The sequence below is a fragment of the Aquimonas sp. genome, from assembly GCF_044377145.1.
Taxonomy (GTDB): Bacteria; Pseudomonadota; Gammaproteobacteria; order Xanthomonadales; family Xanthomonadaceae; genus Aquimonas.
The window spans coordinates 61,852-87,629 of sequence record NZ_JBILJQ010000011.1 but is presented as its reverse complement, the minus strand read 5'-3'; the positions used below and the strand labels follow the sequence as shown (position 1 = coordinate 87,629).

At 63.9% G+C, this 25,778-nt stretch carries 17 protein-coding genes; 4 read left to right on the top strand and 13 right to left on the bottom strand.

What is annotated here, in order from left to right; translation table 11 throughout:
- Positions 1-307 precede the first annotated feature (307 nt).
- Positions 308-2,596 (bottom strand): TonB-dependent receptor, encoded by a 2,289-nt coding sequence (locus ACIQ7H_RS05670; RefSeq protein WP_395789268.1) that lies wholly within the window; start codon positions 2,594-2,596, stop codon positions 308-310.
- A gap of 362 nt (positions 2,597-2,958) precedes the next feature.
- On the opposite strand from ACIQ7H_RS05670, the gene ACIQ7H_RS05665 reads away from it, so the two are divergent.
- A complete protein-coding gene (locus tag ACIQ7H_RS05665) occupies positions 2,959-4,518 on the top strand; it encodes a tryptophan halogenase family protein (RefSeq protein WP_395789266.1) in 1,560 nt (519 codons plus the stop codon).
- A 15-nt stretch (positions 4,519-4,533) separates the two neighbouring features.
- On the opposite strand, the gene gspE is transcribed toward ACIQ7H_RS05665, so the two are convergent.
- The 4 genes from gspE to rhlB all read right to left on the bottom strand — a co-directional run bounded on the left by gspE (position 4,534) and on the right by rhlB (position 10,406).
- The gene (gene gspE, locus ACIQ7H_RS05660) at positions 4,534-6,009 is read right to left on the bottom strand and encodes a type II secretion system ATPase GspE (RefSeq protein ID WP_395789264.1); all 1,476 of its coding nucleotides are present in this window, start codon (positions 6,007-6,009) and stop codon (positions 4,534-4,536) included.
- A complete protein-coding gene (gene gspD / locus ACIQ7H_RS05655; protein WP_395789263.1) occupies positions 6,006-8,090 on the bottom strand; it encodes a type II secretion system secretin GspD in 2,085 nt (694 codons plus the stop codon). Before gspD ends, gspE begins: the two co-directional genes overlap by 4 nt.
- Positions 8,091-8,158: 68 nt before the next feature.
- On the bottom strand, positions 8,159-9,079 hold the full coding sequence (gene gspC / locus ACIQ7H_RS05650; protein ID WP_395789261.1) for a type II secretion system protein GspC: 921 nt from the start codon (positions 9,077-9,079) through the stop codon (positions 8,159-8,161).
- A gap of 7 nt (positions 9,080-9,086) precedes the next feature.
- Positions 9,087-10,406, bottom strand: a complete 1,320-nt coding sequence (gene rhlB / locus ACIQ7H_RS05645) for an ATP-dependent RNA helicase RhlB (RefSeq protein ID WP_395789259.1) — start codon at positions 10,404-10,406, stop codon at positions 9,087-9,089.
- A gap of 334 nt (positions 10,407-10,740) precedes the next feature.
- Between rhlB and trxA the strand changes: the two genes are divergently transcribed.
- Positions 10,741-11,067, top strand: coding sequence for a thioredoxin TrxA (trxA, locus tag ACIQ7H_RS05640; protein ID WP_395789257.1), 327 nt, complete (start codon positions 10,741-10,743; stop codon positions 11,065-11,067).
- Between the two features lie 62 nt (positions 11,068-11,129).
- Here the strand turns inward: trxA and ACIQ7H_RS05635 are convergent, their stop codons facing one another.
- Positions 11,130-11,270 carry a DUF3149 domain-containing protein gene (locus ACIQ7H_RS05635; protein ID WP_395789255.1) on the bottom strand — a complete coding sequence of 47 codons (141 nt, stop codon included), beginning with the start codon at positions 11,268-11,270 and terminating at the stop codon, positions 11,130-11,132.
- Between the two features lie 264 nt (positions 11,271-11,534).
- Between ACIQ7H_RS05635 and rho the strand changes: the two genes are divergently transcribed.
- Complete coding sequence (gene rho / locus ACIQ7H_RS05630) at positions 11,535-13,454, top strand: transcription termination factor Rho (protein WP_395789253.1); 1,920 nt, start codon at positions 11,535-11,537, stop codon at positions 13,452-13,454.
- 147 nt (positions 13,455-13,601) lie between these two features.
- On the opposite strand, the gene phhA is transcribed toward rho, so the two are convergent.
- Complete coding sequence (gene phhA, locus ACIQ7H_RS05625) at positions 13,602-14,489, bottom strand: phenylalanine 4-monooxygenase (protein ID WP_395789251.1); 888 nt, start codon at positions 14,487-14,489, stop codon at positions 13,602-13,604.
- A gap of 151 nt (positions 14,490-14,640) precedes the next feature.
- Here phhA and ACIQ7H_RS05620 point away from each other — a divergent pair, with 151 nt between their 5' ends.
- On the top strand, positions 14,641-15,108 hold the full coding sequence (locus ACIQ7H_RS05620) for an Lrp/AsnC family transcriptional regulator (protein ID WP_395789250.1): 468 nt from the start codon (positions 14,641-14,643) through the stop codon (positions 15,106-15,108).
- A gap of 176 nt (positions 15,109-15,284) precedes the next feature.
- Here the strand turns inward: ACIQ7H_RS05620 and ACIQ7H_RS05615 are convergent, their stop codons facing one another.
- From ACIQ7H_RS05615 to ACIQ7H_RS05590, 6 genes are all read right to left on the bottom strand, one after another.
- Positions 15,285-15,908: a hypothetical protein gene (locus ACIQ7H_RS05615; RefSeq protein ID WP_395789248.1), complete on the bottom strand. Its 624-nt coding sequence runs from the start codon at positions 15,906-15,908 to the stop codon at positions 15,285-15,287.
- A 267-nt stretch (positions 15,909-16,175) separates the two neighbouring features.
- On the bottom strand, positions 16,176-16,508 hold the full coding sequence (locus tag ACIQ7H_RS05610) for a hypothetical protein (RefSeq protein WP_395789246.1): 333 nt from the start codon (positions 16,506-16,508) through the stop codon (positions 16,176-16,178).
- A 14-nt stretch (positions 16,509-16,522) separates the two neighbouring features.
- Complete coding sequence (locus ACIQ7H_RS05605; protein ID WP_395789244.1) at positions 16,523-16,972, bottom strand: hypothetical protein; 450 nt, start codon at positions 16,970-16,972, stop codon at positions 16,523-16,525.
- Positions 16,969-18,210, bottom strand: coding sequence for an RHS repeat domain-containing protein (locus ACIQ7H_RS05600; protein WP_395789242.1), 1,242 nt, complete (start codon positions 18,208-18,210; stop codon positions 16,969-16,971). The genes ACIQ7H_RS05605 and ACIQ7H_RS05600 overlap by 4 nt, the downstream gene beginning before the upstream one ends.
- A gap of 64 nt (positions 18,211-18,274) precedes the next feature.
- Positions 18,275-19,048, bottom strand: a complete 774-nt coding sequence (locus ACIQ7H_RS05595; RefSeq protein ID WP_395789240.1) for a hypothetical protein — start codon at positions 19,046-19,048, stop codon at positions 18,275-18,277.
- 104 nt (positions 19,049-19,152) lie between these two features.
- A complete protein-coding gene (locus ACIQ7H_RS05590) occupies positions 19,153-25,443 on the bottom strand; it encodes an RHS repeat-associated core domain-containing protein (protein WP_395789238.1) in 6,291 nt (2,096 codons plus the stop codon).
- Between the last annotated feature and the right edge of the window lie 335 nt (positions 25,444-25,778).

The following is a 25,778-nucleotide window of genomic DNA, read 5'->3' as shown; positions in this document are numbered from 1 at the left end:
CCGACTGCCGACCACGCGCAACCGCGACATCGACAGCTTGTTGCCGATCGAGGGCTGGGCGCCGATCTGCAACTGAGGCTCAGCACGGCGAGTGGGGAAGCGGTAGGTGGCTCGGGCGGACGCATACAGAGTACGAGCGTGAAGCGGCGGCGCAGCGATACCGCCTGCGCCACCAAACGACCCGCGGCGCGCGCGCCGCGGGTCTGGACAAAACGCGCCGGCTGCACACGTCGGCAAGTCCTTCGTGGCCAGAGGCACCGCGTGTGGGATCCGCGACGCGAATCCGGGCGCCAGGGAAACGCCTGGCTCAGAACCACACGCCAAAATTGACTCCGACCGTACGTGGGGGAAGGTACTGCGAGAGGTAGGCGAAATTGCCGCTACCGATCGCCGTGCGCCCGGCGTTGGTGCGGACCTTGCTGTCCTCCAGATTGTCTACATAGAAGTCCGCGTACCACTGCTGGCTTTCTGGCTGATAGCGCAGACTGAAGTCAGTGCGGTGGTAGCTCTTCTGCCTATCGCCATCGCCCAGGTTGAACGGGCTCAACCAGGAGGCTGTCTCATAGTGGGCACTGATACGCGGCGTCAACATCGCGCCGCTACCGAACACGAAATCGTGCTCGTAGACCAGATGCAATGCAGCATCCGGCGCGTGCGCCAGCTCATTCCCCGACACATCCAGACAGTTGCCGATGCCGGATTCCGCCGGGCATGGCGGCAGGCCCTGATAGTCGTTGGAGCCGGCGTACAACAGGGTGCCGAGCTTCTTGCGCGGAATCGCCGAGAACACCACTTGGACGCGATCCCGATCCGTCAGGCGCGCATTCAGCTCGGATTCGAACCCGGCCACCTTTGTACTTCCCTGAACATTCGAGAAGCCCAGACCACGACTCCCATCGGTGAAGCTGATCGGCGCCGCCAGCTGGAAGTCCTTGAAGTCCATGAAGTAGATGGCATTGTTCCAGACGATGCGGCCACCCCCAAAGCTGTTCTTGGTGCCCAGTTCGAAGTTGGTCAGCTCCTCATGCCGATACGGCACACCACCGTCCTGCAGCCCGCCAGACTTGTAACCGGTGGAGACGCTGGCATAGAACAGGAAGTTCGCCGCCACATCAAAATCGGCCCGTGCGAGCCAGGTCAATTGGCTGTGGTCGTACTGGCCATCGTTGATGCCACCGACCCCAAAGCCGAAGCCGTTGGCATTGCTCGGAATCGTGCCGGGCGCAATCGGCGCTTGCGGGATCTCAGGACGGCCGTACCCCTGCCAACCCCAACCGCGACCGCCGATGTTCTCCTTCGAGTCGTCGGTGTAGCGTAGGCCGCCGGTCAGGCGGAAGCGCTCTGAAGCATTCCAGGTGGCCTGGCCGAATACAGCGCGCGAATCGACCGTCTGCTTGGGCTGGATGAACGAGTCTTGCCAACCCACAGTGCCCTGCTGGGTGCCGTTGAAGATAGGGATATCGAAGCGGATCTTGTTCTGCTCCGCCGCATAGTAGAGCCCGAGTATCCAGTCGATGGTGTTGTCGCCGTCGGACTTGAGGTTGAACTCATGGCTAGAGTTCTCGTACACGGCATAGTTGGTGCGGTCCTGCTGGTAGGTGGCTCCGGTGGTGAAGCTGGTCGGCACCTGGACACCACCATCCTGGTCGTAGTCCATCGAGCCGTCAAAGCGGCTGAAGCCAGCGATGTAGCTGAAGCTGAGCCCATCATGGATCTGCCAGTCGACTCGACTGCGGAGGGCGTGCGATTCGCGGTCGGCATAAGGCGCAGTGTCGATGAGGGCGGACCAGAACTCCTGACCAGGACGCGGCACCTGCATCAGGTTGGCGTTCGGCGTGCCGGTGTCGCGGAAGAACTCGTAGTTGAGGTTCCAGTTCAAGGCATCGCTGGGTGCCCACAGACTGCTGATGCGGACCGCGGTCTGGTTCTGTGCGTTGTACTTGTCGCCGCCCGTCACAAACAGGTTTGGGTTGATCGGTTGGAACGCAGACAGCTCTCCGCCCGAGGCCAGATAGGCCTCGCGCTGCGACTCCAGCGAGGGCAGCAGCTCACCGGGATTCTGATAGTCGACGTAACCTTCGTGCTGCTCGTGCGCAAACGCAACGCGCAGCGCCCATGTGTCGGACATCGGCAGATTGAAGGCACCACGACCGCCCAACCGCTGATAGCTGCCGATCCCGAACTGGGCGCTGCCGGAGCTGTCGCCGAGCTCGGGCTTGGCGGTCTGCATATTGACCGCACCCACCGTAGAGTTGCGTCCCCACAGGGTGCCCTGCGGGCCGCGCAGTACTTCGATCGCCTCGAGACCCATCAGCAGAGCCGCAGCGCCTTCCGCACGCGGGGTGTAGATGCCATCCACGAACAGCGCGACTTCCGGATCAGCGTATTCCGTCTTGGCGCTGTCATTGCCAATGCCGCGCAGGGTCAGAGTGATCACACCGTGGTCACCCTGGGTGGTGGCGGAGAAGCCGGGCACCAGATTGGTGATGTCCTGCACTGTCATCACCCGCTCCTTGTCCAGCGCCTCGGCGCTGATCGCCGTGATCGCCACCGGCGTCTTCTGCAGCGGAGTTTCGCGCTTGGTGCCAGTGACCACGACAGCATCAAGTGCGACCTCTTCACCGCGCCCCGGCGTAGCCGCGGACTGCGCAGTAACCAGCCCGGGCGACGCCGCCAGAACCGCAGCTATAGCATTGAAAAGCAAAGATTTCTTGAAAAACATTGGAACACCCTCCCCGGTTGTGGCGACCTCCGAGGGTTCCCGTGGCCACCGTTGTGAAGACTTTGTCGGCGGAGAATGCCGAGCGATGGCAGCGCTGTCAACGAAAGGTTGACAGCGCAGTCATCGTTATGGTTCTCGTGCTGCAATGCGCCATGACAGCGCAGTCATCAAGGTGTAGTTTTCACCGGTGGACTGGGCAGAATCGACCGCAGTCGGGCCACATGCCGGGGGACGACATGCTGAAACGAGTAGTGATCGCGGGTGGTGGAACAGCGGGATGGCTGTGTGCGTGCTATCTCGCGCGGGTACTCAACGCGAACGCTGCGGATGCGATCGAGATCGAACTGGTCGAATCGCCGGAGATCGGTATTCTCGGCGTCGGTGAGGGCACCTTCCCGTCGATCCGCGGGACCTTGGCGCAGATCGGTATCAGCGAAGCCCATTTCATCCAGGCGACCGGTGCTACCTTCAAGCAAGGCATTCGTTTCGTCGACTGGGTGCGCCCCGCTGGTGCGGTCGGCGCCAACCACTACTTCCACCCGTTCAACTCGCCCAGCGCTCGTGTCGACGGCCTGGACCTGGTGCCGTACTGGCTGCTGGGTGATGCCGGACCCGAGCATAGCCTCGCCGATGCAGTCACGCTGCAGAAGCGCATCGCCGATGCCGGTCGCGGACCCAAACGCGTCGGCGATGCCGACTTCCAGGGTCCGATGAACTACGCCTATCACTTCGACGCGGCCCGCTTCGCTGCTCTGCTTTCGGAGACCGGCCGCGCGCTGGGCGTGAAGCATCGCCTGGCCGAGATCGAGCGGGTTGAGCTAGGCGAACAAGGTGGTATCCACGCGCTGCACACGCGAGAGGGGCTGTGCCTGCAAGCGGATCTCTATGTGGACTGCACCGGCTTGCGCGCGCGCCTGATCGGCGAAGCACTGGGCGAAGCGCTGCAGCCGCTGCGCGATGTGCTGTTCGTTGATCGCGCCGTGGCCATGCAGATTCCCTATCCACGCCCGGACGCGCCACTGCCCTCGTACACGATCTCGACTGCGCACACTGCCGGCTGGACTTGGGACATCGCCCTGCAGGCGCGCCGCGGACTGGGCTATGTGTATTCCAGCCGGCACAGCAGCAGCGAGCAGGCCGAACAACTACTGCGAACGCATGCCGGCCCCCAAGGCGAGCGCCTGCCAGTACGGCATCTGAGCTTTGAAACCGGCTATCGCCGCCAGCAGTGGAAACACAACTGTGTCGCGATCGGGCTGTCGGCCGGCTTTCTTGAGCCGCTGGAATCGACCGGAATCGGTCTGATCGAAATCGCCACCTATCTGCTCACCCATCTGCTGCCCGACAGCGGCGACCAGACACGCGCCGCCAGCCACTTCAACCGAATGATGAACGAGCGCTACGCGCGCATCATAGATTTCATCAAGCTGCACTACTGCCTCAGCCAGCGCCGAGACAGCAGCTTCTGGGTCGACAACAGCGATTCCACCAGCGTCCCGAGCAGCCTGCAGGACCGCTTGGCCGAATGGCGGCTGCGCCCGCCGCATCGGTTGGATTTCGTCACCGACCTAGAGATGTTCATGCCGGCAAGCTGGCAGTTCGTGCTATACGGCATGGAATTCAAGACCGATCTGAGGCGTCAGGCCGGACGATATCCGGAGCGTGCCGCCGCGCGCCGCGAGTTCGAGATGTTGCGTCAGGTCAGCCAGCATGCGCTGCACAACCTACCTGACCATCGCGCCTTGCTGGGCACCTATCTTGCAGCGCCAACGCAGCCAAGGTATGCCGCGCGCTGAGCGCAGCCTGCTGAGCTAGTCTTCGCGGGTGACGCGCAGCACCTCGTCCGCGGAGGTCATTCCCGCCACCACGCGGTCCCAACCGTCGTCGAGGATCGATGGGGTGTGGCGACGCGCTTCGCGGGTCATCTCGGCTTCGGAAGCGCCGGCGTGGATCAGTGCGCGCATAGCCTCATCGACCAGCACCACTTCGTAGACGCCACCACGGCCGCGGTATCCGCTGGTGCGGCCTTCGAGATCCGAGCGCGGCCGCGCGAACCGCACGGCGGCGTCCGGGCTGCGGCCAAACGCGGCGAAATCGGTCGGGGTGGGCGTGTACCACTCGCTCTGGGCCGGGTCGAGCCGGCGCACCAGACGCTGCGCGACCACGCCGAGCAGAGACGAGGCGAGCAGGAAGGGCTCGACGCCCATGTCGCGCAGACGGGTCGGTGCGCCGACCGCGGAGTTGGTGTGCAGGGTCGACAGCACCAGATGACCGGTCAGCGAGGCCTGCACCGCGATTTCGGCGGTTTCCAAGTCGCGGATTTCGCCGACCATCACCACGTCCGGATCCTGACGCAGGATCGCGCGCAGGCCGCGGGCGAAGGTCATTTCGACCTTGGCATTGACCTGGGTCTGGCCGACGCCATCGAGGTAGTACTCAATCGGGTCTTCGACCGTGAGAATGTTGCGGGTGCTGTCGTTGAGCCTTGAGAGCGCCGCGTACAGTGTGGTGGTCTTGCCCGAGCCGGTCGGACCGGTCACCAGCAGGATGCCGTGCGGGCGATGGATCAGCCGATCGATGTGGGCCAGGGTCGGCGCGGCCATGCCGAGCTCGGCCAGGTCCAGCCGCCCGGCCTGCTTGTCGAGCAATCGCAGCACCACGCGCTCGCCGAAGCCGGCCGGAATGGTCGATACGCGAACATCCACCGGGCGCCCGGCAATCCGCAGGCTGATGCGGCCGTCCTGCGGCAGACGCTTCTCGGCGATGTCGAGCTTGGCCATCACCTTGATGCGGCTGACCACCGGCTGGGCCACCGCCTTCTGCGGGCGCAGCACTTCGCGCAGCACGCCGTCGACGCGGAAGCGCACCAGCAGACTGTGTTCGAACGGCTCCAGGTGGATGTCGGAGGCGTTCTCTTTCACCGCCTCGGTCAGCAGGGCATTGATCAGGCGGATGATCGGCGCCTCGTCCTCGCTCTCCAGCAAATCCTGCGGCTCGGGCAATGCGTCCGCGAGCTGATTCAAGTCCATGCGTTCATCGAAGTCGGCAGCCATCGCGCGCGCGTCGTCGGCACCGCCCTCATACAGACGCCGCAGCAGCTGCTCGAAACCCTCGGCCGTCTGCGGGCTGAGTTTCAGTGGCCGGCCCACATGCCGGCGCAGCTCGGCGATGACCTCGGGCAGCACGCCCGGCCGGTAGGCGACCTCGGCGTGGTCGTCCGCCAGCGCCAGCACGGTGGCGCCGTGACGACGGGCAAAGCCAAAACCGGGCCGTGCGGGCGTGCTCACGGCTGCGGCCGGCCCTCGCCCTCAACCGGCGGCGGGTTCTGGAACATGTCGGCGGGCAGCTCGGGCAGCAGCGGCTGGTTCTCGCCACCGATGCGGCTGCCGGCACGCTCGCGGATCTGCAGCTGCTCGGTGCGGATGTAGTTGTACTTCTCGCTGGACACCGCGGCCTCGGTCGCCGCATCGCGCAGGATGGTCGGACGCAGGAACACCATCAGGGTGCGCTTGTTGCGCTTGGCGCCGCGCGATTTGAACAAGTGTCCCAGTAGCGGAATCCGCGACAACCCGGGCACGCCCTGCACGTTCTCGGTGGCCTCGTCCGAGGTCAGGCCGCCCAGCACCAGCAGGCCGCCATCCGGCACCAGCACCGTGGTCGAGAGTTCGCGCTTGTTGGTGATCAGATCGACCGCACCCGAGGCCTGCGGAGACAGTGCGGAGACTTCCTGCTTCAGCTCCAACCGCACCGCGTCGCCCTCATTGACATGCGGGGTCACCGTGAGGATCACACCGACATCCTGGCGGTCGATAGTCTGGAACGGGTTGGTCGGCTGATTGCTGCCGCCGGTGGTCGAAGTATTGGTGTACTGCCCGGTCAGGAAGGGCACTTCCTGCACCACCTTGATCTGCGCCTCCTGGTGATCTAGGGTGACGATCGAGGGGCTGGACAGCACATTGGCGCGGCCATCACCGCGCAGGGCCTTCACCAGCGCGCCGAGCTGGAACACCGTGACATCGGCACCGTTGGGGCCGATCGGCAGGGTGACCGAGCCACGCAGGTAGCCCACATTCAGACCATTGCCACCGATCACGCTGAGCGGATTGGTCAGGCCCGAGGCGATGCCGCCAGTGCCGGTGCTGCCGGGGAAGTTGGTGCCGCCGATCACGCCGCGGCCGTTGGCGTCCAGGTCGGTGCTCTGCCACTGCACGCCGAGCTCGGAGGCCAGCTCATCGCTGATCTCGGCAATGATCGCCTCGACCTGCACCTGCGCGCGACGCACATCGAGCTGACGGATCACTGCAGCCAGTTCGCGGTACACCGAAGGCGCGGCGCTGATGATCAGCGCATTGGTTTCGGCGTGGGCCTGGATGGTCGCGGTCTTGGCGCCGGCGGGCTGGCCCTCGGCCGGCGGCAAATCGCCGGTCAGGGTAGAGGCGATGCCGTCCAGAATCGGCACCAGATCCTCGGCATTGGCGTTGCGCAGGTACACCACCTGGGTGCTTTCGCCGCCGTCCAGCGGCGTATCCAGATGCACGATCAGGCTGCGCGCGCGCAAGCGCTGGGCGCGGTCACCCGACAACAGCAGCGAGTTGGTGCGCGCGTCGGCCAAGACCTTGGACGTGGCGGCACCCGCGGCAGCCGTGGCGGCGCCGGATTCCAGCGCCATCAGGGTACGCGCCACCTCGGATGCGCTGGCATGACGCAGCGGAATCACTTCGACTTCGGCATCGGAGGCGACATCGATGCGGCGGATGATCGCGCTGATGCGTTCGACATTGGCGGCGCGGTCGGCCACCAGCAGGCTGTTGCTGGCACCGTGCGCAGCCAGATGCGCCTGCTGCGGCATCAAGGGTCGCAGCAGGGCGGTCATCTCGGCCGCCGAGATGTGTTTGAGATCGATGATCCGGGTCACCACCGCATCGCCGCCGCCTTCGGCTGCGCCGAGGCTACCCTGCTGGGCCGAGTTGACGTCCGGCACGATCTTGGTCATGCGTCCGGTCGACACCGCCGAATAGCCGTGCACGCGCAGCACTGACAGGAACACCTCGTAGATCTCATCGGCCGTCATCGGCTGGGTCGAGATCACGGTGACCGCACCGGTCACGCTCTGATCGACGATGAAGCTGCGCCCGGTGATTTCGCTGACGGTCTGGATCAGCACATTGATGTCGGCCGCTTTGAGATTCAGCGTATGCCGCCCGCTGCCGTTGGCCGGCGTGGTCGGGCTTGCGACCGGCACCTGCACCTGCTGCACCGTCACGCCGGGTATGTTCTCGACGGGTACCGTCACCTGGGCCTGGGCATGTGGCGCAAACCACACCAGCAGTGCCATCGAAATCGCAGCAGAGATCGGGAGCGTACGCATGGGCGTTCCGGTTGAATGACGAGTCTGGATGGGCCGCCATCGGCGACCCGCGATGTTTCCACAGCGAACTACTTCAGGTCCACGCCGATCTGCTGTTCGGCGCCGTCGCGGCGCACGGTGAGGCGCAGGCTGCGCGCATCACGCAGCGAGCTCATCAGCTCGGACTGCCGCTGCGGGCCATCGAGGGGAATGCCGTTGACCGCCGTGATGACGTCGGTGGGCTTGAGACCGGTGCGGCTGAACAGCTCGCTGTCGCGGCCGACCGCCAGCCGTACGCCGGCGAAGCGGCCGTTCTCCAGCACCGGAAACACCTGTACCTGGCTCGCCAGCGCGGCGGCATCAATGCCGGTGGCCTCGCGAATGCTCTCCATGCTTGGCGCGCCGGACGCGATTACCGGATTGATGAAGGGCATCACCGGCGGCGCTGCACTGGGCGCGCGAGTCGAGGACGAACCGGCACCTGCGCCCGGCGCGGCCGCTGCCGGACCCGCGCCGGCGGCCTGCGCCTGCGCATCGCGGGGCAGGCTGAGGCCCTCGGTCACGCCATTGCGCGACAGCAGCACGCGGCCGGCGCTGATCGCCTCAAGCCGCGCACCGCCCGGCAGCTCATCGCCAACCTTGTAGCGTCGATGCTCGCCGGCCTCGTCGCTGATGATGGCGATGCCGTCCTCGTGGCCCTCCAGATTCAAGGTGCCGCGCAGGATGAGCTTCAGGCTGGTTTCGGGCGCGCTCTGAGCCAGCGCCATCAGGTCGAGCGCGGTGCCGGACTCGCCGAACAGATGCCAGCGGGCGACGCCGGCATCGCTGGGCGCGGCCGCGCTGTCGGTCAATGGCACGAACCCGGATGGCTGTATCGGCACCGCCGGCCCGGCCAGCAGCAGGAACCCCAGCCGCAGCAGCGCCAGCACGACCAGCAGTGCGACGGCAAAGCTCAGCAGCCGAGCACCGGTGGCGCCCTGCAGCCTGCGCGGATCCAGCGTCACAGCCATCGCCGGATCAGCGCGCCGGACGGCTGCGGCGGCGCTTGGCCCGCGCCGGGTTGGCAGCGACTTCGGCGGCCGCCTGACGCAGCGACGCGTCGACCGAGGTGTCGTCGTCGTCGCTCTGTCCTTCGGGGCGCGGTTCACGTGCCATCGGCGCGACCGCCGCCAGCAGGTCCGGCGTGATCTGCCCCACCGGAATCTTCTGCTCGATGTAGGCCTCGATCTCCGGCAGGCTCATCGCGTACATGTCGCAGGCGAAGCTGATCGCATCACCCTCGGCACCGAGCCGCGCGGTGCGGCCGATGCGATGCACGTAGTCCTCGCAGTCGTTCGGCAGATCGTAGTTGTAGACATGGCTGACCGCGTCGATATGCAGGCCCCGAGCGGCGACATCGGTGGCCACCAGCAGGTGGATCTCGCCGCGCTGGAACTTCGCCAGCAGGCTCTGACGCTTTTTCTGCGGCACATCGCCGGACAGCATCGCCACCTTGTGACCCTGGCGCTCCAGCCGCCGCGCGACCTTCTCCGCGGCGACCTTCATGTTGACGAAGATCATGCTGCGGCGCGCATCGGTGCGCGACAGCAGATTCAGCAGCAGGGGCAGCTTCTCTTCGGCCGCGGGGAAGTAGACGATCTGGCGCACCCGTGAAGCGGTGACAAACTCGGTTTCGACCGTCAGCTTCTCGGGCTCGTTCATGTGCTCGTAGGCCAGCTCAAGCACGCGATGGCTCAAGGTGGCCGAGAACAGCAGGCTCTGACGCTCGCCGGCCGGCGGCATGCGCCGCAGCAGGAATCGGATGTCCTTGATGAAGCCGAGGTCGAACATGCGGTCGGCCTCATCCATCACCACCGCCTCGCAGGCGGACAGCGAGAACACGCGCTGCTTCAGGTAATCGATCAACCGGCCCGGGGTGGCGATGATCACATCGCAGCCCTGCCGCAGCATTTCGCGCTGCTTGTCGTAGTCGACGCCGCCGTAGATCAGGGCGAAGCGCAGCCCGGTTTCGGAGGCGATCTTCTGGGCGTCCTTCTGGATCTGGATCGCCAGTTCGCGGGTCGGCGCCAGGATCAGCGCACGCGGATCGGTTTCGCCGCGGTTGGCGATCGCCGGCCGGCTCAGCAGCCGGTTCACCACGGCGACCAGGAAGGCGATGGTCTTGCCGGTGCCGGTCTGCGCCTGCCCGGCGACATCGCGCCCGGTCAGTGCAATCGGCAGGGTCAGCGCCTGGATCGGCGTGCAGCGGGTGAACCCGGCTTGGGTCAGGCCTTCCAGCAGCACCGGATTCAGATCCAGGCTGGAGAAGGCGATATCGGTCAGCGGTTTATCACTCATGAGTTTTCCGGCTGTCCGCACAGGGGCGGACGCTTGCGTGGCCCTTCCGACGACCGCACACTGCCGCGCGCCGGGCAGGTCCGTCCGTGGCCCGGCTGGGGCGTCGGCAAAGGCTTGATATGGCGCCCGTCACAGCCGCGCGAAAGGCGAAGGCTGGACCAGTGTAGGGCGGGCGGCTTGTGGGTGGCGGGCATCGGCCCCAAGTGTAGCCCAAGCGAAAGCGGCCGCAGCGGCACGTGTTGACCCTGCCCCGCCGACCCGACTCGACCCCAATCAGCCGCAGTGTGCACAGCGCCGGCGCATCGACCGGCCACAACAACGGAGCCATCCCATCGTGAGCGAACTCATCAAGAATGTCGGCGACGCCGATTTCGACAGCGAAGTGCTGAAGTCAGGCGAGCCGGTACTGGTCGACTTCTGGGCCGAGTGGTGCGGCCCCTGCAAGGCCATTGGCCCGATCGTCGACCAGGTCGCGACCGAGTTCGCCGGGCGGCTCAAGGTGGTCAAGATCAACATCGACCACAACCCCGGCACTCCGCGGCAGTTCGCCGTACGCGGCATCCCCACCCTGATGCTGTTCAAGGATGGCAAGGTCGCAGCAACCCAGGTCGGCGCGGTCAACCGCTCGCAGCTGACCCAGTTCGTCGAGAAGGCAATCTGAGACGCCGTCTCGGGCCCGGTCGGGGCGAACGCCAGACCGGGCCCAATGTCTGAAGCTTCGCCCTACTTGTCGTCGGGCGAAGACGCATCCGCCAGCTTCTTGAACTTCCAGAACAGAAAGCCGGCCATTCCCAGCATGAAGAAGATGCCGCCCAGGCTGAGCAGGCCGGCATCGGTGGTGAACAGTGCGCGCCACGCGTCCATCGGTGACCTCGGTGCGATAGATGATTGAGGCGTCAGCCTGCACCCGGTCCGCCACGACCGGATTGATCATCGTCAAACCCAGACAATTGCCGCGTCCTGCTGCGACTGAACCGCGTGCGGCGCGGGCCTTGCCGGCAGCGCCAAGCCGGTGTAACGTCTGGCGCATTCGCGGTGCGATCACGCCCGCCAACTTCTGCGGCACCCCTCCGCTGGTCCCCTCCCGATTCTCACGAATCCATCCGCTCGCAGTGCGCGAGGTATCCCTTGTCCGAACACGAAACCCCTAACGGCGATGCCGCGCTGACGCGCGCCGACTCGTCCACCGAAGCCACTCCGACGCCGCCCACCGCGCCGACGCCACGGGCGCCACGCGCACCGCGAGCGCCGAAAGCGCAGCCGGCCGAGAGCGCGCCGACCCAACTACCCTTGCCGACCGGGCTTCCCGCGCCAGCCGCAACGCCGGTCACTGCGACGGCACCGACACCGACACCGGCGCCCGCTGCAACCGTGACAACGCCCGCGGAGCCCGCATCGGTGGCAGCGGTCGCTGTGGCACCGGTCGCTGCTGCGCCCGCCCCCGCGGCCGCTGTGGCGAAGACACCCGTTCATGCGGCACCTGCTGCCGCCGCTGTCTCAGCGCCAGCTCCGGCGCCTCGTGCACCGGCTGACGCAGATGGTGATGGCGAGGCCGATGATGGCGAGGGCGGTGACGGCGCCGAGGGCGACGCTCCGCTGGCAGACGAGGCCGCCGAACAGGCGCGGCGCGAACGCCGCGAAAGCCGCCGCGAGTTCCGTGAGCGCCGCCGCGAGCGCCGCAACCGCGAGCGCGCTGCGGGCGGTGCACAGACGAGTGGCGATAGCGAAAACGACGAAGCACCACCGCCCGCCCAGCATCATTACCAGCCGCCGGCCAACCTGCCGAGCTACAGCCTGACCGAGCTGAAGCGCATGCGCGCCGATCAGCTGCTGGAGCTGGCCGACACCCTGCGCATCACCGACGGCGTGTCGCGTATGCGCAAGCAGGACGTGACCTTCGCGATCCTGAAGGTGCTGACCCGCTACGGCGAAGGTGTCGCCGGCGAAGGCGTGCTGGAAATCCTGCCGGACGGCTTCGGCTTCCTGCGCGGCGCCGAAGCCAGCTACCTGGCCGGCCCTGACGACGTCTACATCTCGCCCAGCCAGATCCGCCGCTTCAACCTGCGCACCGGCGACTACATGACCGGCCGCATCCGTTCGCCGAAGGATGGCGAGCGCTACTTCGCGCTGGCCAAGGTCGACACCATCAACGGTGAGCCGCCGGAAGCCTCGAAGAACAAGAACCTGTTCGAGAACCTCACCCCGCTGTTCCCGCGCCAGCGCTTCGTGCTGGAGCGCGGCAACGGCTCGACCGAGGACATCACCGGTCGGATCATGGATCTGATGAGCCCGATCGGCAAAGGTCAGCGCGGCCTGATCGTGTCGCCGCCGAAAGCCGGCAAGACCATGCTGCTGCAGAACATCGCATCCGCAATCAGCTACAACCACCCGGATGTGCATCTGATCGTGCTGCTGATCGACGAGCGCCCGGAAGAAGTCACCGAGATGAGCCGCACCGTGCGCGGTGAAGTGGTCAGCTCGACGTTTGACGAGCCCGCCGCCCGCCACGTGCAGGTCGCCGAAATGGTGATCGAACGCGCCAAGCGCCTGGTCGAACACAAAAAGGACGTGGTGATCCTGCTCGACTCGATCACCCGTCTGGCGCGTGCCTACAACACCGTGGTGCCGAGCTCAGGCAAGGTGCTGACCGGCGGTGTCGACGCCAACGCCCTGCAGCGGCCGAAGCGCTTCTTCGGCGCCGCCCGCAACGTCGAGGAAGGCGGTTCGCTGACCATCATCGCCACCGCGCTGGTCGAAACCGGCTCGAAGATGGACGAGGTGATCTACGAGGAGTTCAAGGGCACCGGCAATATGGAGGTCCATATGGATCGCCGCATCGCCGAGAAGCGCGTCTATCCGGCGGTCAACATCAACCGCTCCGGCACGCGTCGTGAGGAGCTGCTGATCGATGCCGACTTCCTGCAGAAGATCTGGATCCTGCGCAAGCTGCTGCATCCGATGGATGAGCTCGCCGCGATCGAGTTCCTGCTCGACAAGATGAAGAACACCAAGACCAACGAAGAGTTCTTCAACTTCATGAAGCGCTGATCCAACTCAGTTCAGCGCTCAAACAAACGGCCCCGCGCGAATCGATTCGCGCGGGGCCGTTTGTTTGTGGCTTGCAGTTCCGGGCGTTGCCGGGTGTCAGAGGCGCGCCGCCCAGCTATCAGCTGCAGATGCGACTACGCCAGGCACTCACACGTCGCCGCCACTCAGCCAACCCTCCCCCGTGCCGCGGTTGAACACGCGGTCCGCAGCCTGCACGCTGCCGGCCGGGAACGACTCCAGCGGGGCGAGCTCGGAGTAGTAGGGGCGGAAGTCCGGCCGGGTGGCATCGAACAGCTGGGCGAAATCGTCGATGACGAAATAGGTCTTCTGATAGCTGTCGATGCGGTAGCGGGTGCGCATGATCCGCTTCAGATCAAAGCCGATCCGGTTCGGCGCCGCACTCTCCAGGCAGTACTTGGATTCACCCGCAGAGCTGACGATTCCGGCACCGTAGATGCGCAGGCCCTCGGGCTCACGGATCAAACCGAACTCCACCGTGTACCAGTACAGCCGGGTCAGATTGACCAGGGCGTCCGGCCCGACCGCATGCGCCTTGACCCCGCCGCGGCCATAGGCGGCCATGTAGTCGGCGAACACCGGGTTCATCAGCAGCGGCACGTGGCCGAACAGGTCGTGGAACAGATCGGGCTCGGCGATGTAGTCGATTTGCTCAGGTCGACGGATCCACCAGGTCACCGGAAACCGGCGGTTGGCCAGATGCTCGAAGAAATCGAGCTCCGGCAGCAGGCCCTCGACACCGATCAGGGTCCAGCCGGTCGCCTTCTGCAAAACCTCGATGAGCACATCGAAGCGCGGGATCAGCGCCTCGCCCATGCCCATCGCATCCTGTGCCACCAGAAACTCGCGGCAGGCTCGATCCTTCAGCAAGTCGCGCTGACGGCGGTAGAGGATGCTCCAGGTTTCGTGGTCCTCCGGGGTGTAGGACTCCCAGGGCTGCTCGACGATGCCGGTGGCATACAGCGGCACATAGCCCTTGTCGGTCATCGCGTGCTCGACGCGCTGCGGCGTGTTCATGTCGGTTCTCCCTGGCTGTGGCCCACCTGCTGGCGGGCTCTTGAAGTTCGCCTAGGCTAGTCGCGCACGCGCGCAATAGGTTTGTGTTGTTGCGCCTTCTCGGCGGCCAGGCGCAACATTTGAGCGTCTTCTTGCAGGGTTTCGCATCAATATGGATTCCACCAGGCTCGACCGCATCGATCTGCGCCTGCTTGAGATCCTGCAGGCTGAAGGGCGGATATCCAACACTGAGCTGGCCGAGCGAGTGAATCTATCCGCCTCGGCCTGCCTGCGTCGGGTTCAACGCCTGGAGTCGGCCGGCGTGATCGCAGGCTACCGCGCCCTGCTCGCACCGCAAGCGCTGGGGCTTGGGCTGTCCGCCTTCGTGCGCCTGCAGCTGCGCCACCACGATGCCGAAGCCGTGCGCCGCTTCGGCGAGGACGTGCAGACCTGGAACGAGGTGGTTGCCTGCCACGCGCTTTCAGGTGACATGGACTACCTGCTGCAGGTCGCAGTCGCCGACCTCGCCCACTTCTCGACCTTCCTGCTCGACACCTTGCTGGCCTCAGCAGCCGTGGCCGACGTCAACACCAGTTTTGTGCTGCGGACAGTCAAGGCGGATCGGGGGTTGCCGCTTTGAGTGGGGATTGGGGCGTCGGGGTTATCCGTGAGCCAACACATTGGCTCTCACGTGCACGGCGCCTCTCGACTCCGCCGATTTGGAAACGGCGCCGAGCACCCGCGACTCGCTGATCGTCCGAGATCCGACACCTACATCAACCTCATTTGCTGCCTTCACCGGTGTTCAGTGTTTTTTCAATCCGCCGATGAAGACATGCCAATAGTCTCGCCACGGCACTCTTGGACCTTTTTTTCGATCTTTCCAAGATTGCCAATAAAGAGCATTGATTGATCGTCAACGTTGCGAAGAAATTCCTCAGTATTGTCGAGATCGCTCGCGTGACAGTTCCGGAACACGGCGGACGCGCCGAGCACGCCTGTTCGGTCGGCTACCGCACACCAAAGTGCCAGAGTTGCGGCCGGCGCGTCCGAGAATGCCTGCGTCAAGATGGTCTCCAGCGCGGCGGTGCTTCCGTGAGAAGCAGCGTTTGCAAGCGCTCGCAGCGCGAGCGTCTCATGGCTCTCTGACCCCAAGAGAATCCAGCCCAGTCTAGTCTCCAGAAATGGATTCCCTGCTATCTGAATCTCAAGATCTTCAATCTGGGACTCAAGCGACTCAGAGCGCGATGGCTCCGCGAGATCGACTTTAAGACGCAGCAACGCCAGATCGATCTTCGCAGTGTGAAAATTCTGACTTGCTGCAAGCTCAATCCACTTTTTCGCTGCGACATCATCAGAACGGTCAATGAGGAAATGCAACGCTAAGGCATAGGCATGCTTTGCCGAACCCGATTCAGCAGCCGCAGCAAACTCCCTCATTGGCTCAGCGCTCTCCAAGCAAGGATACAGCTTGGCGCAGCATAGCTCAGTTCTGCCCTCTTCCACTGGACATTGTGGAAGACTAGGCTCACAAAAGATCCAAACAGCCGAAAGAAGCAAGGCCTTCATTCAATCCGCCTCCAGTAGTTATTTGGCTCTCCTGGATCAACCTTCATGTTTCCGTTCAGATCTTGGTATGCATCCCCTACTCCGTTGGCCATGGTTGCAAGCCCGGGCGTCCCCTCGACAGGATTGTCACCACCGAGCTCACGATGGAGAGCATCTGCGAAAGAATCTTCCCCCCTTGAGCATTAGGCTCGGCACGTGTGGGCGGTCGGCGTAGAGAAAGCTGGCCACGAGGTTGCCGGGAACATCCAGTTCTGCCACGGGCTCAAGCTGATTGACATACAGCATGCCCCACTGGCGCACGCCGTCGATGCTCTTGCCGGCGCGGCGGTTCAGGCCGTCGATGTGATAGGTGATTCCGCGATCATCCGCCAGCTCGACTACCGCGAGTTGCCACTCCGATCCTGGCAGAATTCGGTGCGTTGGCGCGAGAGCGCTGCTGAAATAATGAGCGAATTCAAGGTTGCGCATCATCCTACCAATTCAACTCAGTCGGGGCGGTTGGATCTGCTCTCAATCTGCTCAAGCGCTCGCAACTGCTCTTGCGCCAGTCTATTTCCAGACTCTGCCGACCGGCGAAGCCAATACATGGATCGCAGCTTCAGTTGAGCGGAATCAGAACGGTTATACTCATACCAAACGTTGTACTGGGCAATCGGATGACCATTCTCTGCCGCGATTAACATCCAATAGCTTGAAGCATCTCGATCCCCGACAAACTGGGTGGAAAAGTGCAATGCTATCCTCAGGGCAGACTCCGGATCTCCTTTCATCGCGCGCTCCGTGTACGCATCCAGATCTTCCGATCTGATAATCCAGCCTGTATCGATAGTCTCCACCCGATCCATGATTATTGGTGGGGGCTCTTCGGCTGGGGGCGGTGGCGGCCCACTAAGCAGACCGATGCCGATGACAACAGACAGAAGATAGATACTCATTCCCAACTCGACGGCTTGAAATTGATCCATTGCCCATCAGGATTGGGAACCAATGTCCCATTTTCCTTTGAGAATAGCCCTAGGAACCCTTGCGTCTCCCCGATTCCGGTGTAAGAGCCGGGGCCTTGCACACCTCTATCGATGAGTTCTGCAAGCTTCTCCGCTGCTGGTCCGGAACCATCTGTGTCTCGCCCAACATTACAGGAGTATAGCTTTACCCATGACACCTCATTATATCGGGGATGGCTGCGGATCAATTCACCCAAACGCTCCAAGCTAATCCTCTGATTTCCTTCGAAGAACGAAATTCCATCGTAGTGAACTCCGACTGTCAGAACGCCGCTAGGGCTCTGAATGACGCCCAACCCTTTATGCGCCGACTCCCATGGACTCACCAAATTTATATCCACCAATCCTGTTGGATCAATTAGGTTTAGCGGATTTGATCCGACGTACGAGTAGAACGAGTGGACGCCAGCAAGAAAGCGAATCGGATCCTTCGCCGTCCACCTACCCGTCACCGCATCGTAATCCCGCGCCCCAAACCGCACCAAGCCCGTATCGCGGTCGTAGATGCCCCCCGCATACCCAAACGGCTGGAATCCGGGATTCGTGTCTTCGACTACGTTGCCGTACTCGTCATAGCTCATCCGCTGCGCGATCGCGCCGGTGGCAAGGTGCACCACCAGGCGCACGCTGCCGAGGTGGTCGGCGAGGATTCGGTAGGTCTGGCCGCCCTTGAGCATCAGGCTCGGCACGTGCGGGCGGTCGGCGTAGATGAAGCTTGCTACCACGGCGCCGGAGGCATTCAGTTCGGCCACCGGTTCGAGCTGGTTGGCATACAGCAGGCCCCACTGGCGCACGCCGTCGATGCTCTTGCCGACGCGGCGGTTCATGCCATCGATGTGGTAGGTGATGACTCGGGTGTCGGGCAGCACCACGCGACGCAGGTTGCCGAATTCGTCGTAGTCGTACTCGGTCGTGCTGCTGGTCGCGCTGTCTACGCGGCGGGTGAGTTCGCCGTTGCGGGTGTACTCGTAGGTGCAACTGCCGTAGCTGCTCATGCGGTCCTGGGCGTCATAGGTACCGCTGACGGTGACATCGGCGCCCGCTGGCAGCGCGCCAAGGCAAGGCCAGCTCCGATCACGGAGCGGTGAGGCTGGGCCGATGCGGTGTGTAGTGCGGTTGCCGTTGTCGTCAAAGCCGTAGTCGCTGGCCAGAGCGCCGCCGCGATGCACGGTGTCGAGGCAGCCGGACAGCGCGTAGCCGTAGGTGTCGGCGAAGCTGCTGCCCGCGGCAACGTCACGGTTTTATTGCGCTGCCGGACGTTGCAATACGAGAGCTGCCTCCGCAATTCACATCTCCCGAGACTGAATCGACGGGCAAGTCATTTACCTCTTTATTCGGCCATTCACGCTTCCGTGCAGCACAGGATTCCTCGACACCACGATGGTATCTCTCGATTGAGATCTCAAGCTCGGATTTGAGTTTGGAGATTCCTACGCCCAGCTCACCCATGTGCTCAAGCCAGCCACTTTTGCTACAGGCGGGATCTTCTTTGGCGGCCGATGCAAGCTCCTCTGGGGCACGCTTAACGTCGGAAAGACTCCATAGGCATGCAAGTTGCGCGTCTCCCGCCTCCAAGAGGAGCGCAACAAGCCTTCTCTTTGCGTCCTCATTGCCGAAGCGTGCAGAAGCCTCCATCCAGTAAATGCCGGCATTCTGATTGCCGACTTCAAGATAGAATTCAGCCAACTCCTCCGAAAACGTTCTACTCGGCGCACGCGCCGCCATTTCCATCCATGCAATTGCTTCTGCCACCACTATTTCATCATCTGGAGATGACTTAGCGAGGTATTTCCCGTACATGAATTGACCATGAGGATAACCCTGTACCGCAGCGAGCCTCATCCAGGGAAGCGCCGATTCCTCATTCCCATATTCAGTATTGTGGAAGAGCAAGATTTCCGAATATCCGTACTCGCCCCGGAAAGCGCGTTGCTCCCATTCCTTTCTGACTTCGCTGTCGAGCAAGCAGGGGTAGGACAAACAGCATACGTTCTTGTTAGCTTCCATTTGATCCGTTGAACATGATGGCCTCATGCAGTCTTGTGAGGCGCTAGCTGCCGACTGCATGAGCAAGAGCAAGAGCAAGAGCAACGAAAGTAGTTTTCCTTTCACTAGAACTCCCTCCAAAGCCCACTCGGCTCACCCGCATCCATTTGAAGATTCCCGTTTAAATCGTTATAGGCATCCCCAGTTCCATCGCTTCTCAGGAGAGCTCGAAACTCCGATGCGATTATCGGGTTACCTCCCCCTAAAGCCTCCTTCAGGCGCTCTGCAAAAGAATCCTCACCTTTTCCAGCATCGCAGACAAAGAGCCTTATGGGTTTGCCCGGGGCGTAATCCCTGTGTTTTTTTAGTGTTTCCGAAAGTTTTTCGGGAGTTACCCTCTTCGGCCATTCATTGTCGAAAGACTCCCAGGACCTGTCAGTGATCGTTCCGTCATGTGCCATGTGCCCGCTCACGGAAAGCTCTCCATGATTGCCTCGGTACGACTCGCCGATCAAGTATTCGTAGCCGTCAGCGTGCGTACCTCGGCTATGGTAGTTGACTGAGACCTGAAGACCATTGACGTCTAACCGGTTGATAGGCTCGACACCGACATAGGAATAAAGGTTAAGCAGACCACCCCGAAATCCAATCGGATCCTTCGCCGTCCACATACCCGCCACCGCATCGTAATCCCGCGCCCCAAACCGCACCAAGCCCGTATCGCGGTCGTAGATGCCCCCCGCATACCCAAACGGCTGGAATCCGGGATTCGTGTCCTCGACCACGTTGCCGTACTCGTCGTAACTCATCCGCTGCGCGATCGCGCCGGTGGCAAGGTGCACCACCAGGCGCACGCTGCCGAGGTGGTCAGAGACGATTCGGTAGGTCTGACCGCCCTTGAGCATCAGGCTAGGCACGTGCGGGCGGTCGGCGTAAATGAAGCTGGCTACTACGTTGCCGGCACCATCCAACTCGGCCACCGGCTCCAGCTTGTTGGCATACAGCAGGCCCCACTGGCGCACGCCGTTGATGGTCTTGCCGACGCGTCGGTTCAGGCCGTCGATGTGGTAGGTAATCACGCGGGTGTCGGGCAGCACCACGCGGCGCAGGTTTCCGAACTCGTCGTAGTCGTACTCGGTCGTGCTGTTGGTCGCGCTGTCGACGCGGCGGGTGAGTTCGCCGTTGCGGGTGTACTCGTAGGTGCAGGTGCCATAGGCGCTCATGCGATCCTGGGCGTCATAGCTACCGCTGACGGTGACATCGGCGCCCGCTGGCAGCGCGCCCAGGCAGGGCCAGCCTTGGCCGCGCAGCGGTGAGGCTGGGCCGATGCGGTGTGTAGTGCGGTTGCCGTTGTCGTCAAAGCCGTAGTCGCTGGCCAGGGCGCCGCCGCGGTGCACGGTGTCGAGGCGACCGGATAGGGCGTAGGCGTAGGTGTCGGCGAAGCTGACGCCGCCCGCGTTTTCGCTACGCGTGTCGATGCGGCCTAGGCGGTCGCGGCCGTAGCTGGCCTGGAACACCGTGTCTCCGCCGTAGCTTGCGCTGTAGGCGGTGGTCTCGGCGAACTCGTTGTGCGCCCACACGTCGGTAAGATCGCCCACGCCGGTGCCTTCCAGCAGGCCGTTGTCGGCATTGCGGACCAGGTCCAGTCGGGTGCCGCTGACGGTGGCTGAGGTCAGCAGGCTGTCGAGGTCGTAGCCGTAGGTGACGCTGGCGCCGTTCTGGATCGAGACGCCAGTAAGGCGACGGGCCGAGCCGTAGCTGTAGCTGACCCGACCTGCCACTTCAGGGCCGGTCCAGGTCTGGGCCTGCAGCATTTCCTGTCCGCCCCAATCGAACTCCAGGTGCTGGCCATTGCCGTCACGGACGGCGTTTGCGCGTCCGCCCCGCATATCCATCTCCCTACGCCCACCCGACCAGTTGATGGCGCGGATCGCGGTCGAGCCCGGCTGCCGCTCGATGTTCAAATTGCGGCCGTCCGGGCGCAGGACGCCGCCAAGGGCTTGATCGCGGTCGCGCGGATAGCTGGTGCTCCAGCCGCCAGCGTCGGCCGCGGGTGGGCGATAGTCCGAAAGGCGGTCTGCAGGCGTGTAGTCGAACTCATGGGCGCTGCGACCAGGTGGCACCACGCGCTTGAGATTGGAGTTGGCGTCCCAGCCGAGGTCGATGTGCCGATTGTCGGGCAGGCGGATGCGCTCGGGCCGCCCCAAACCGTCGCGCTCGTAGTTGACGCGACGCTGCAGCGGATCCTCCGCCCATTCCAGGAACCCGCGGCTGTCGTAATGCATGCGCGTGCTGCGGCGAGCTGCGCCGCTGCCGACATGCACGAATTCCAGGCGTCCCTGCGGGTCGTATCGATACTCGATGTCGGCGAGCCCGCTGACGCTGCGACGAATCGGCTGTCCCTGCGGATTGATCCAGGTGCGGGTCTCGCGGCCCTCCGGCGAGCGCACGGTCCACAGGCGCTTTGTGCTGTCATAGCTGCGGGTGCTGATGCGGCCATCGACGCTCACCGTTTCGGTGCGGTCGACGCTGCCCAGGGCGCCGTTGCCGACTGGGGTTGCGCTGCGGCGGGTGGTGACCAACGCACCGGGTGTCTGTACGCGCTTGGCGAAGCTCGACCACAGCAACTGCGGGTCATAGCCGGATTCCCCGCGAACCCAATCACCGCTGTTATTGCTGCGGAAGAAGCGCCCGTCGGGAGCTTGATTGGAGTAGCTGGAGGTCCCATCTCGGCGACTTCGATACTCGCTCGCGCCGTTCCAGCGGTTGTATTGCCGACTGGAGTGGCTGCGACGCCCCTCGGGCGAAATGCGTACGCCCACCTTGGCCAGACGTCGGTCTACGACATAGGGATCCTGCAGCCAGGCCTGACCGATTGCGTCGACATTGCCCTGCAGGCGGCCGCGGCGCAGTGGGCTCCAATCGTAGGATTTCCAGTGCCCGTTCGGGGTGCGCGTAGAGCCATACAGACCGCGCACGCCGCTAACGAATTGCCAGCTCTGTCCGGCGGGAAGATCGGCGCCCGCGAGGTAGCCATCGGAACCCACTGGGTAGTTCGACTGCACACCGAAGGGACTGGTGATGCGGATGGCGCTGGGCGTGCGGGTGATTTCGGTGCGCTTGCCGTGGCCATCTTCGATCGTCGCCAGCAGACCATCCGGACCATAGTGGTAGCGTCGCAGGGTGGCGCCGGTCTGCGGGTGCAGGGTGCGCTCGTGGCGGCCGCGGGCATCGAACTCAAGCACTGCCGATCCATCCGCCTCGGGCACCAGATGCAGGGTTTGCGAGGCGCGATCGGCGTAAGTACTGCCATAAGTGAGGATGCGGTTTGAGCCGTAGTCGAGCAGCCGCACGCCCCCATCTGGAAGGGGAATCGGTACGACCGCGGCTCCAAACCGCAGTTGTCGCGCCAAGGTTCGATCCGGCTCGTCTGCCTGCCACTCAGCTATGCCACCGCCGACCCGCGTGAACACGCGAGCCTCGCGGTCAATTTCCCGAACTCGCATGCGCGCGCCCACGAACTCCGCGTATTGAATCAGCCCTTCGGACGAGACCGCGATGGCCGTCACCGAGCCGATGGGCTGTTCGGCGGCGAGCCCGCCTTCCAAGGTGTCGCCGGAACTTCCATTGCCGGCGATGGTTCGGACGCGCCCCTGAGCGGTGATGCGGCGCAACCGGTTGCCCGCCGCAACGACCAGATTGCCGTTGGGCTCGGCGGCCATTGCACTGATCGAACCAAGGTTCGCCTGCAGAGCAGGTACATCTTCGCCGCTGTCGCTTCCGCCGCCCGCCACCATTGCCTGCCCCGCCGCATCAACCAGATGAATCTCCCCGCTGCATGCCAGGAACACCTGGTCGCCCTGGATCGCAATGGCGGATATGTTCATTCCCCCGCAGGGAAGGCCCTGCGCATCGTCCTGGCGCGCCAAGGTCTCCACGCGCCCGCTCGCAGAAACCCGGTGCAGGCCTTCCTCACCCTGCAGGACGACACGACCCCGCGCATCCACCGCATGCTGGCGGGCGCGTGTCCACAGCTGGGTACCTTCCGGGCATACGATGGGGCCGCTGCCCGCGGGGCGTGCATCGGTGTTGGGGCCCACACAGGAGCGCGCGAACAGGCGCTCCTCGCCGTTGGGCATGCGCTCGACCAGGCGCTGCCAGAGCAGCGCATCGGCTTCTTCGGTCTCGAACAGGAACAACAAGTTTCCTGCCGGCGTCGGCTGTCGGGCCGCACGCTCCAAGTGCGCAATGACGGGGCCGCGTTCCAGAACGCCGCCTTCCAGCGCGGGATTGGCCGGATTGATGCGGCGCTGGCTGCCATCACCGTTGAACAGGGTCAGTGAGGCCGGATCGAACGCGCGGATCTCACTCAGCATCCAGCCGCCAAAACCCAAGCCTTTCGCGTTCCACTGCGTGCTCAAGGCCATCGGCAGCGAGGCCGGCTTCCAGACCTTGCTGACCACAACGGATGAACCGCGGCCGGAGAGTTCAACGTTGCCGGCAAACGGCAGCGCAGAGAAGCGCGCGAACGCGCGCTCGAAGTTGGCCGCGCCCACGTAATACGGCGCGTAGTGATAGTTCATGCGGAACTGATAGGCCAAGTTCCCCTGCCAGCCCGAGCGCTCGTAGGCATCGGCCAGGTTCAGATCGAAAGCCAAACGGCGTTCCACGAACATTCTACGACCGTCGGGAAGCGCCGCCGTGGCGGCCGCGCGCGTGTAGCGGCGGCCGAGAATGTCGAGGTCCACCGTCGCACGCTGAAGACTGGCCGGAAGGCTGCGGCCCGTCAGTCGCAAGGCGAAACGCGACTGCAGCGTACCTGCTTCAGTGCGGTCGCTCCGATAGCTGAGGCTTTGCCCGGTGCCGGCCACCGGCACCCGAAGGCCCAAAGACTGGCTCTGGCAGTAAATGATGCTGCCCGATTCCTGCTCCTCCCCACAGTTGGGGTCTTCGGTGGTGTCGTCCTCTTCAGCCTCGTCCGGATTGTCCGGGTCATCGATCCTGTCGTGGGGATCGTCGTCTTCGCCGCCGCTGTTCGGATCGTCATCGAAGTCGGGATCGGTAGGCTCCTCGACATCAAGCGGAGGCACGACCGGCCAATTGCAATCCCAAGGCGTCAAGTGCTCGAGCGGAGTGCGCCAGAGCTCGGCGCCTATGGCGTAGCTCTGGGCGAGGTGGGCGCGCTCTTCGGCGGTGATGCCGAGTTCGAGCAGGGCAGCGGCGTCCGCAGGTGCCCCGCTGCCGTCGATGTCGATTTGCGCCAGCCCCTGCGCAGCCCCGAGCAGCTTGATCACGCGGCCGTTGTCAGACGCCACCCAGTTGCCTGCGCGGAAGTCGTACCAGCCGGCCGGCACGATCTCGCCGACCGGGAAGTCGATGAAGTTGTCCACGTAGAGGCCAACCGGCTGGTTGAAGTCCACGCGCGTTGCACCGGCTGCGAGCGCCTGATCGGCGGACAGCTCTACCGCATAGGTGTAGGCCGAGCTGGCCGGCAGTTGTCCGGGTATGCGCTCTGGCCCAGCATCACCCACCGTGTACTCGGTAGCGCGGAAGTGCATGACGGGCAGCGCTTGCTGCTGGCCGTTGGGCAGGGTCATCGTGGCCGATGTTCCGGCCGGGAAGAACACTTTGGCCTGGCGGGTGCCGTCTTCGTCGGTGACTGCGCTGCCGGCGGCGAACTGCGCGGGTGCGCCGGGGCCGAGGATGACCGCGGTCATCAGACCGTCAGGGCGCAGCAGTCGCACGTCATCCACCAAGGCCCAATCGCGCCAGGGGGTACGGACGGTGCGCTGAGCGCGCAGACGATCAGGCTTCTGGAAGTCAAGCACGACATCGCCGCCGCCGTTGACCAGCAGGTCGTAGTAACCGTCCGCGCGGGAATAGGTGTAGCCGTACTCGGGGTGCTCCAGCACACGCACCAGCACTTGCGACAGCGGATTGCCCGCCTCATCCAGCACGCGCCCGCGCGTGATAGCTGCGCGGTATCGCTCGATCACATCTGGCTGCAGGCCGACCTGGATCGGCGTCGGGCCGAGACCGATGAACTCGTTGGCATCAATGAAATCAGTGACAACGGTGGGGTTGATGGGCGGCGCTACCGCAGCGGGGTCCGGCGGCGTGAACTGCTGGATGCAGAAGGGATCCAGCAGGCCGTCGTCATCGCCATCTGGCCCGGATGCGCAGCCGTTTTCTTCCGGCTCGAAGCCGCTACGGAAAATTCCAACGGTCTGTCCGGCGGTGTTGGGAAGTAGGGATTGAGAGTGCCCTGAGCCTTGCTGGCTGACGGCACCCGCCCAGCCTTGAGAAAGCGCGATCCCCAGTACAGCGACACATACGGCGACCCAGACACGAAGCGCATGAGACGAGGCAGGTGCGGCCGACCGCACGGCTGCAGAAACAACAGATTGCATGCTCATCAAGCACTCGTTCAAAGAAAAATATGAGCAGGGACTATGCGGAGTGCACTTGACAGGTTCAATGGCATTCCAACTTTGAATCTGCTTTTGCCGCTCAGGGGATAGCCTTGCTGGACGTCCAACGAACGCGGCTCGACTTACCATCGACGATTCTGAAGCTGACAAGGTGCGGAACTCGGGCTTTGGGCATTCGTCCGATGCGGGCGTCAGGCATCGCCGGGAAGTTGACCTGCGCCCCTCAGACTTTTGCCGCCTTCAGCCCCAATCCGTGCGGGCCTCAGCAGCCGTGGCCGGGGTCAGCACCAGCTTTGTGCTGGGGAAGGTCAAGACGGATC

What these genes read in the sequence shown, in the direction of transcription:
- ACIQ7H_RS05665 (WP_395789266.1), top strand. Translation starts at nt 2,959, where the DNA reads ATGCTGAAACGAGTAGTGATCGCGGGTGGTGGAACAGCGGGATGGCTG.
- gspD (WP_395789263.1), bottom strand. Translation starts at nt 8,090, where the DNA reads ATGCGTACGCTCCCGATCTCTGCTGCGATTTCGATGGCACTGCTGGTG.
- gspC (WP_395789261.1), bottom strand. Translation starts at nt 9,079, where the DNA reads ATGGCTGTGACGCTGGATCCGCGCAGGCTGCAGGGCGCCACCGGTGCT.
- rhlB (WP_395789259.1), bottom strand. Translation starts at nt 10,406, where the DNA reads ATGAGTGATAAACCGCTGACCGATATCGCCTTCTCCAGCCTGGATCTG.
- ACIQ7H_RS05635 (WP_395789255.1), bottom strand. Translation starts at nt 11,270, where the DNA reads ATGGACGCGTGGCGCGCACTGTTCACCACCGATGCCGGCCTGCTCAGC.
- phhA (WP_395789251.1), bottom strand. Translation starts at nt 14,489, where the DNA reads ATGAACACGCCGCAGCGCGTCGAGCACGCGATGACCGACAAGGGCTAT.
- ACIQ7H_RS05620 (WP_395789250.1), top strand. Translation starts at nt 14,641, where the DNA reads ATGGATTCCACCAGGCTCGACCGCATCGATCTGCGCCTGCTTGAGATC.
- ACIQ7H_RS05615 (WP_395789248.1), bottom strand. Translation starts at nt 15,908, where the DNA reads ATGAGGGAGTTTGCTGCGGCTGCTGAATCGGGTTCGGCAAAGCATGCC.
- ACIQ7H_RS05610 (WP_395789246.1), bottom strand. Translation starts at nt 16,508, where the DNA reads ATGATGCGCAACCTTGAATTCGCTCATTATTTCAGCAGCGCTCTCGCG.
- ACIQ7H_RS05605 (WP_395789244.1), bottom strand. Translation starts at nt 16,972, where the DNA reads ATGAGTATCTATCTTCTGTCTGTTGTCATCGGCATCGGTCTGCTTAGT.
- ACIQ7H_RS05595 (WP_395789240.1), bottom strand. Translation starts at nt 19,048, where the DNA reads ATGGAAGCTAACAAGAACGTATGCTGTTTGTCCTACCCCTGCTTGCTC.
- ACIQ7H_RS05590 (WP_395789238.1), bottom strand. Translation starts at nt 25,443, where the DNA reads ATGAGCATGCAATCTGTTGTTTCTGCAGCCGTGCGGTCGGCCGCACCT.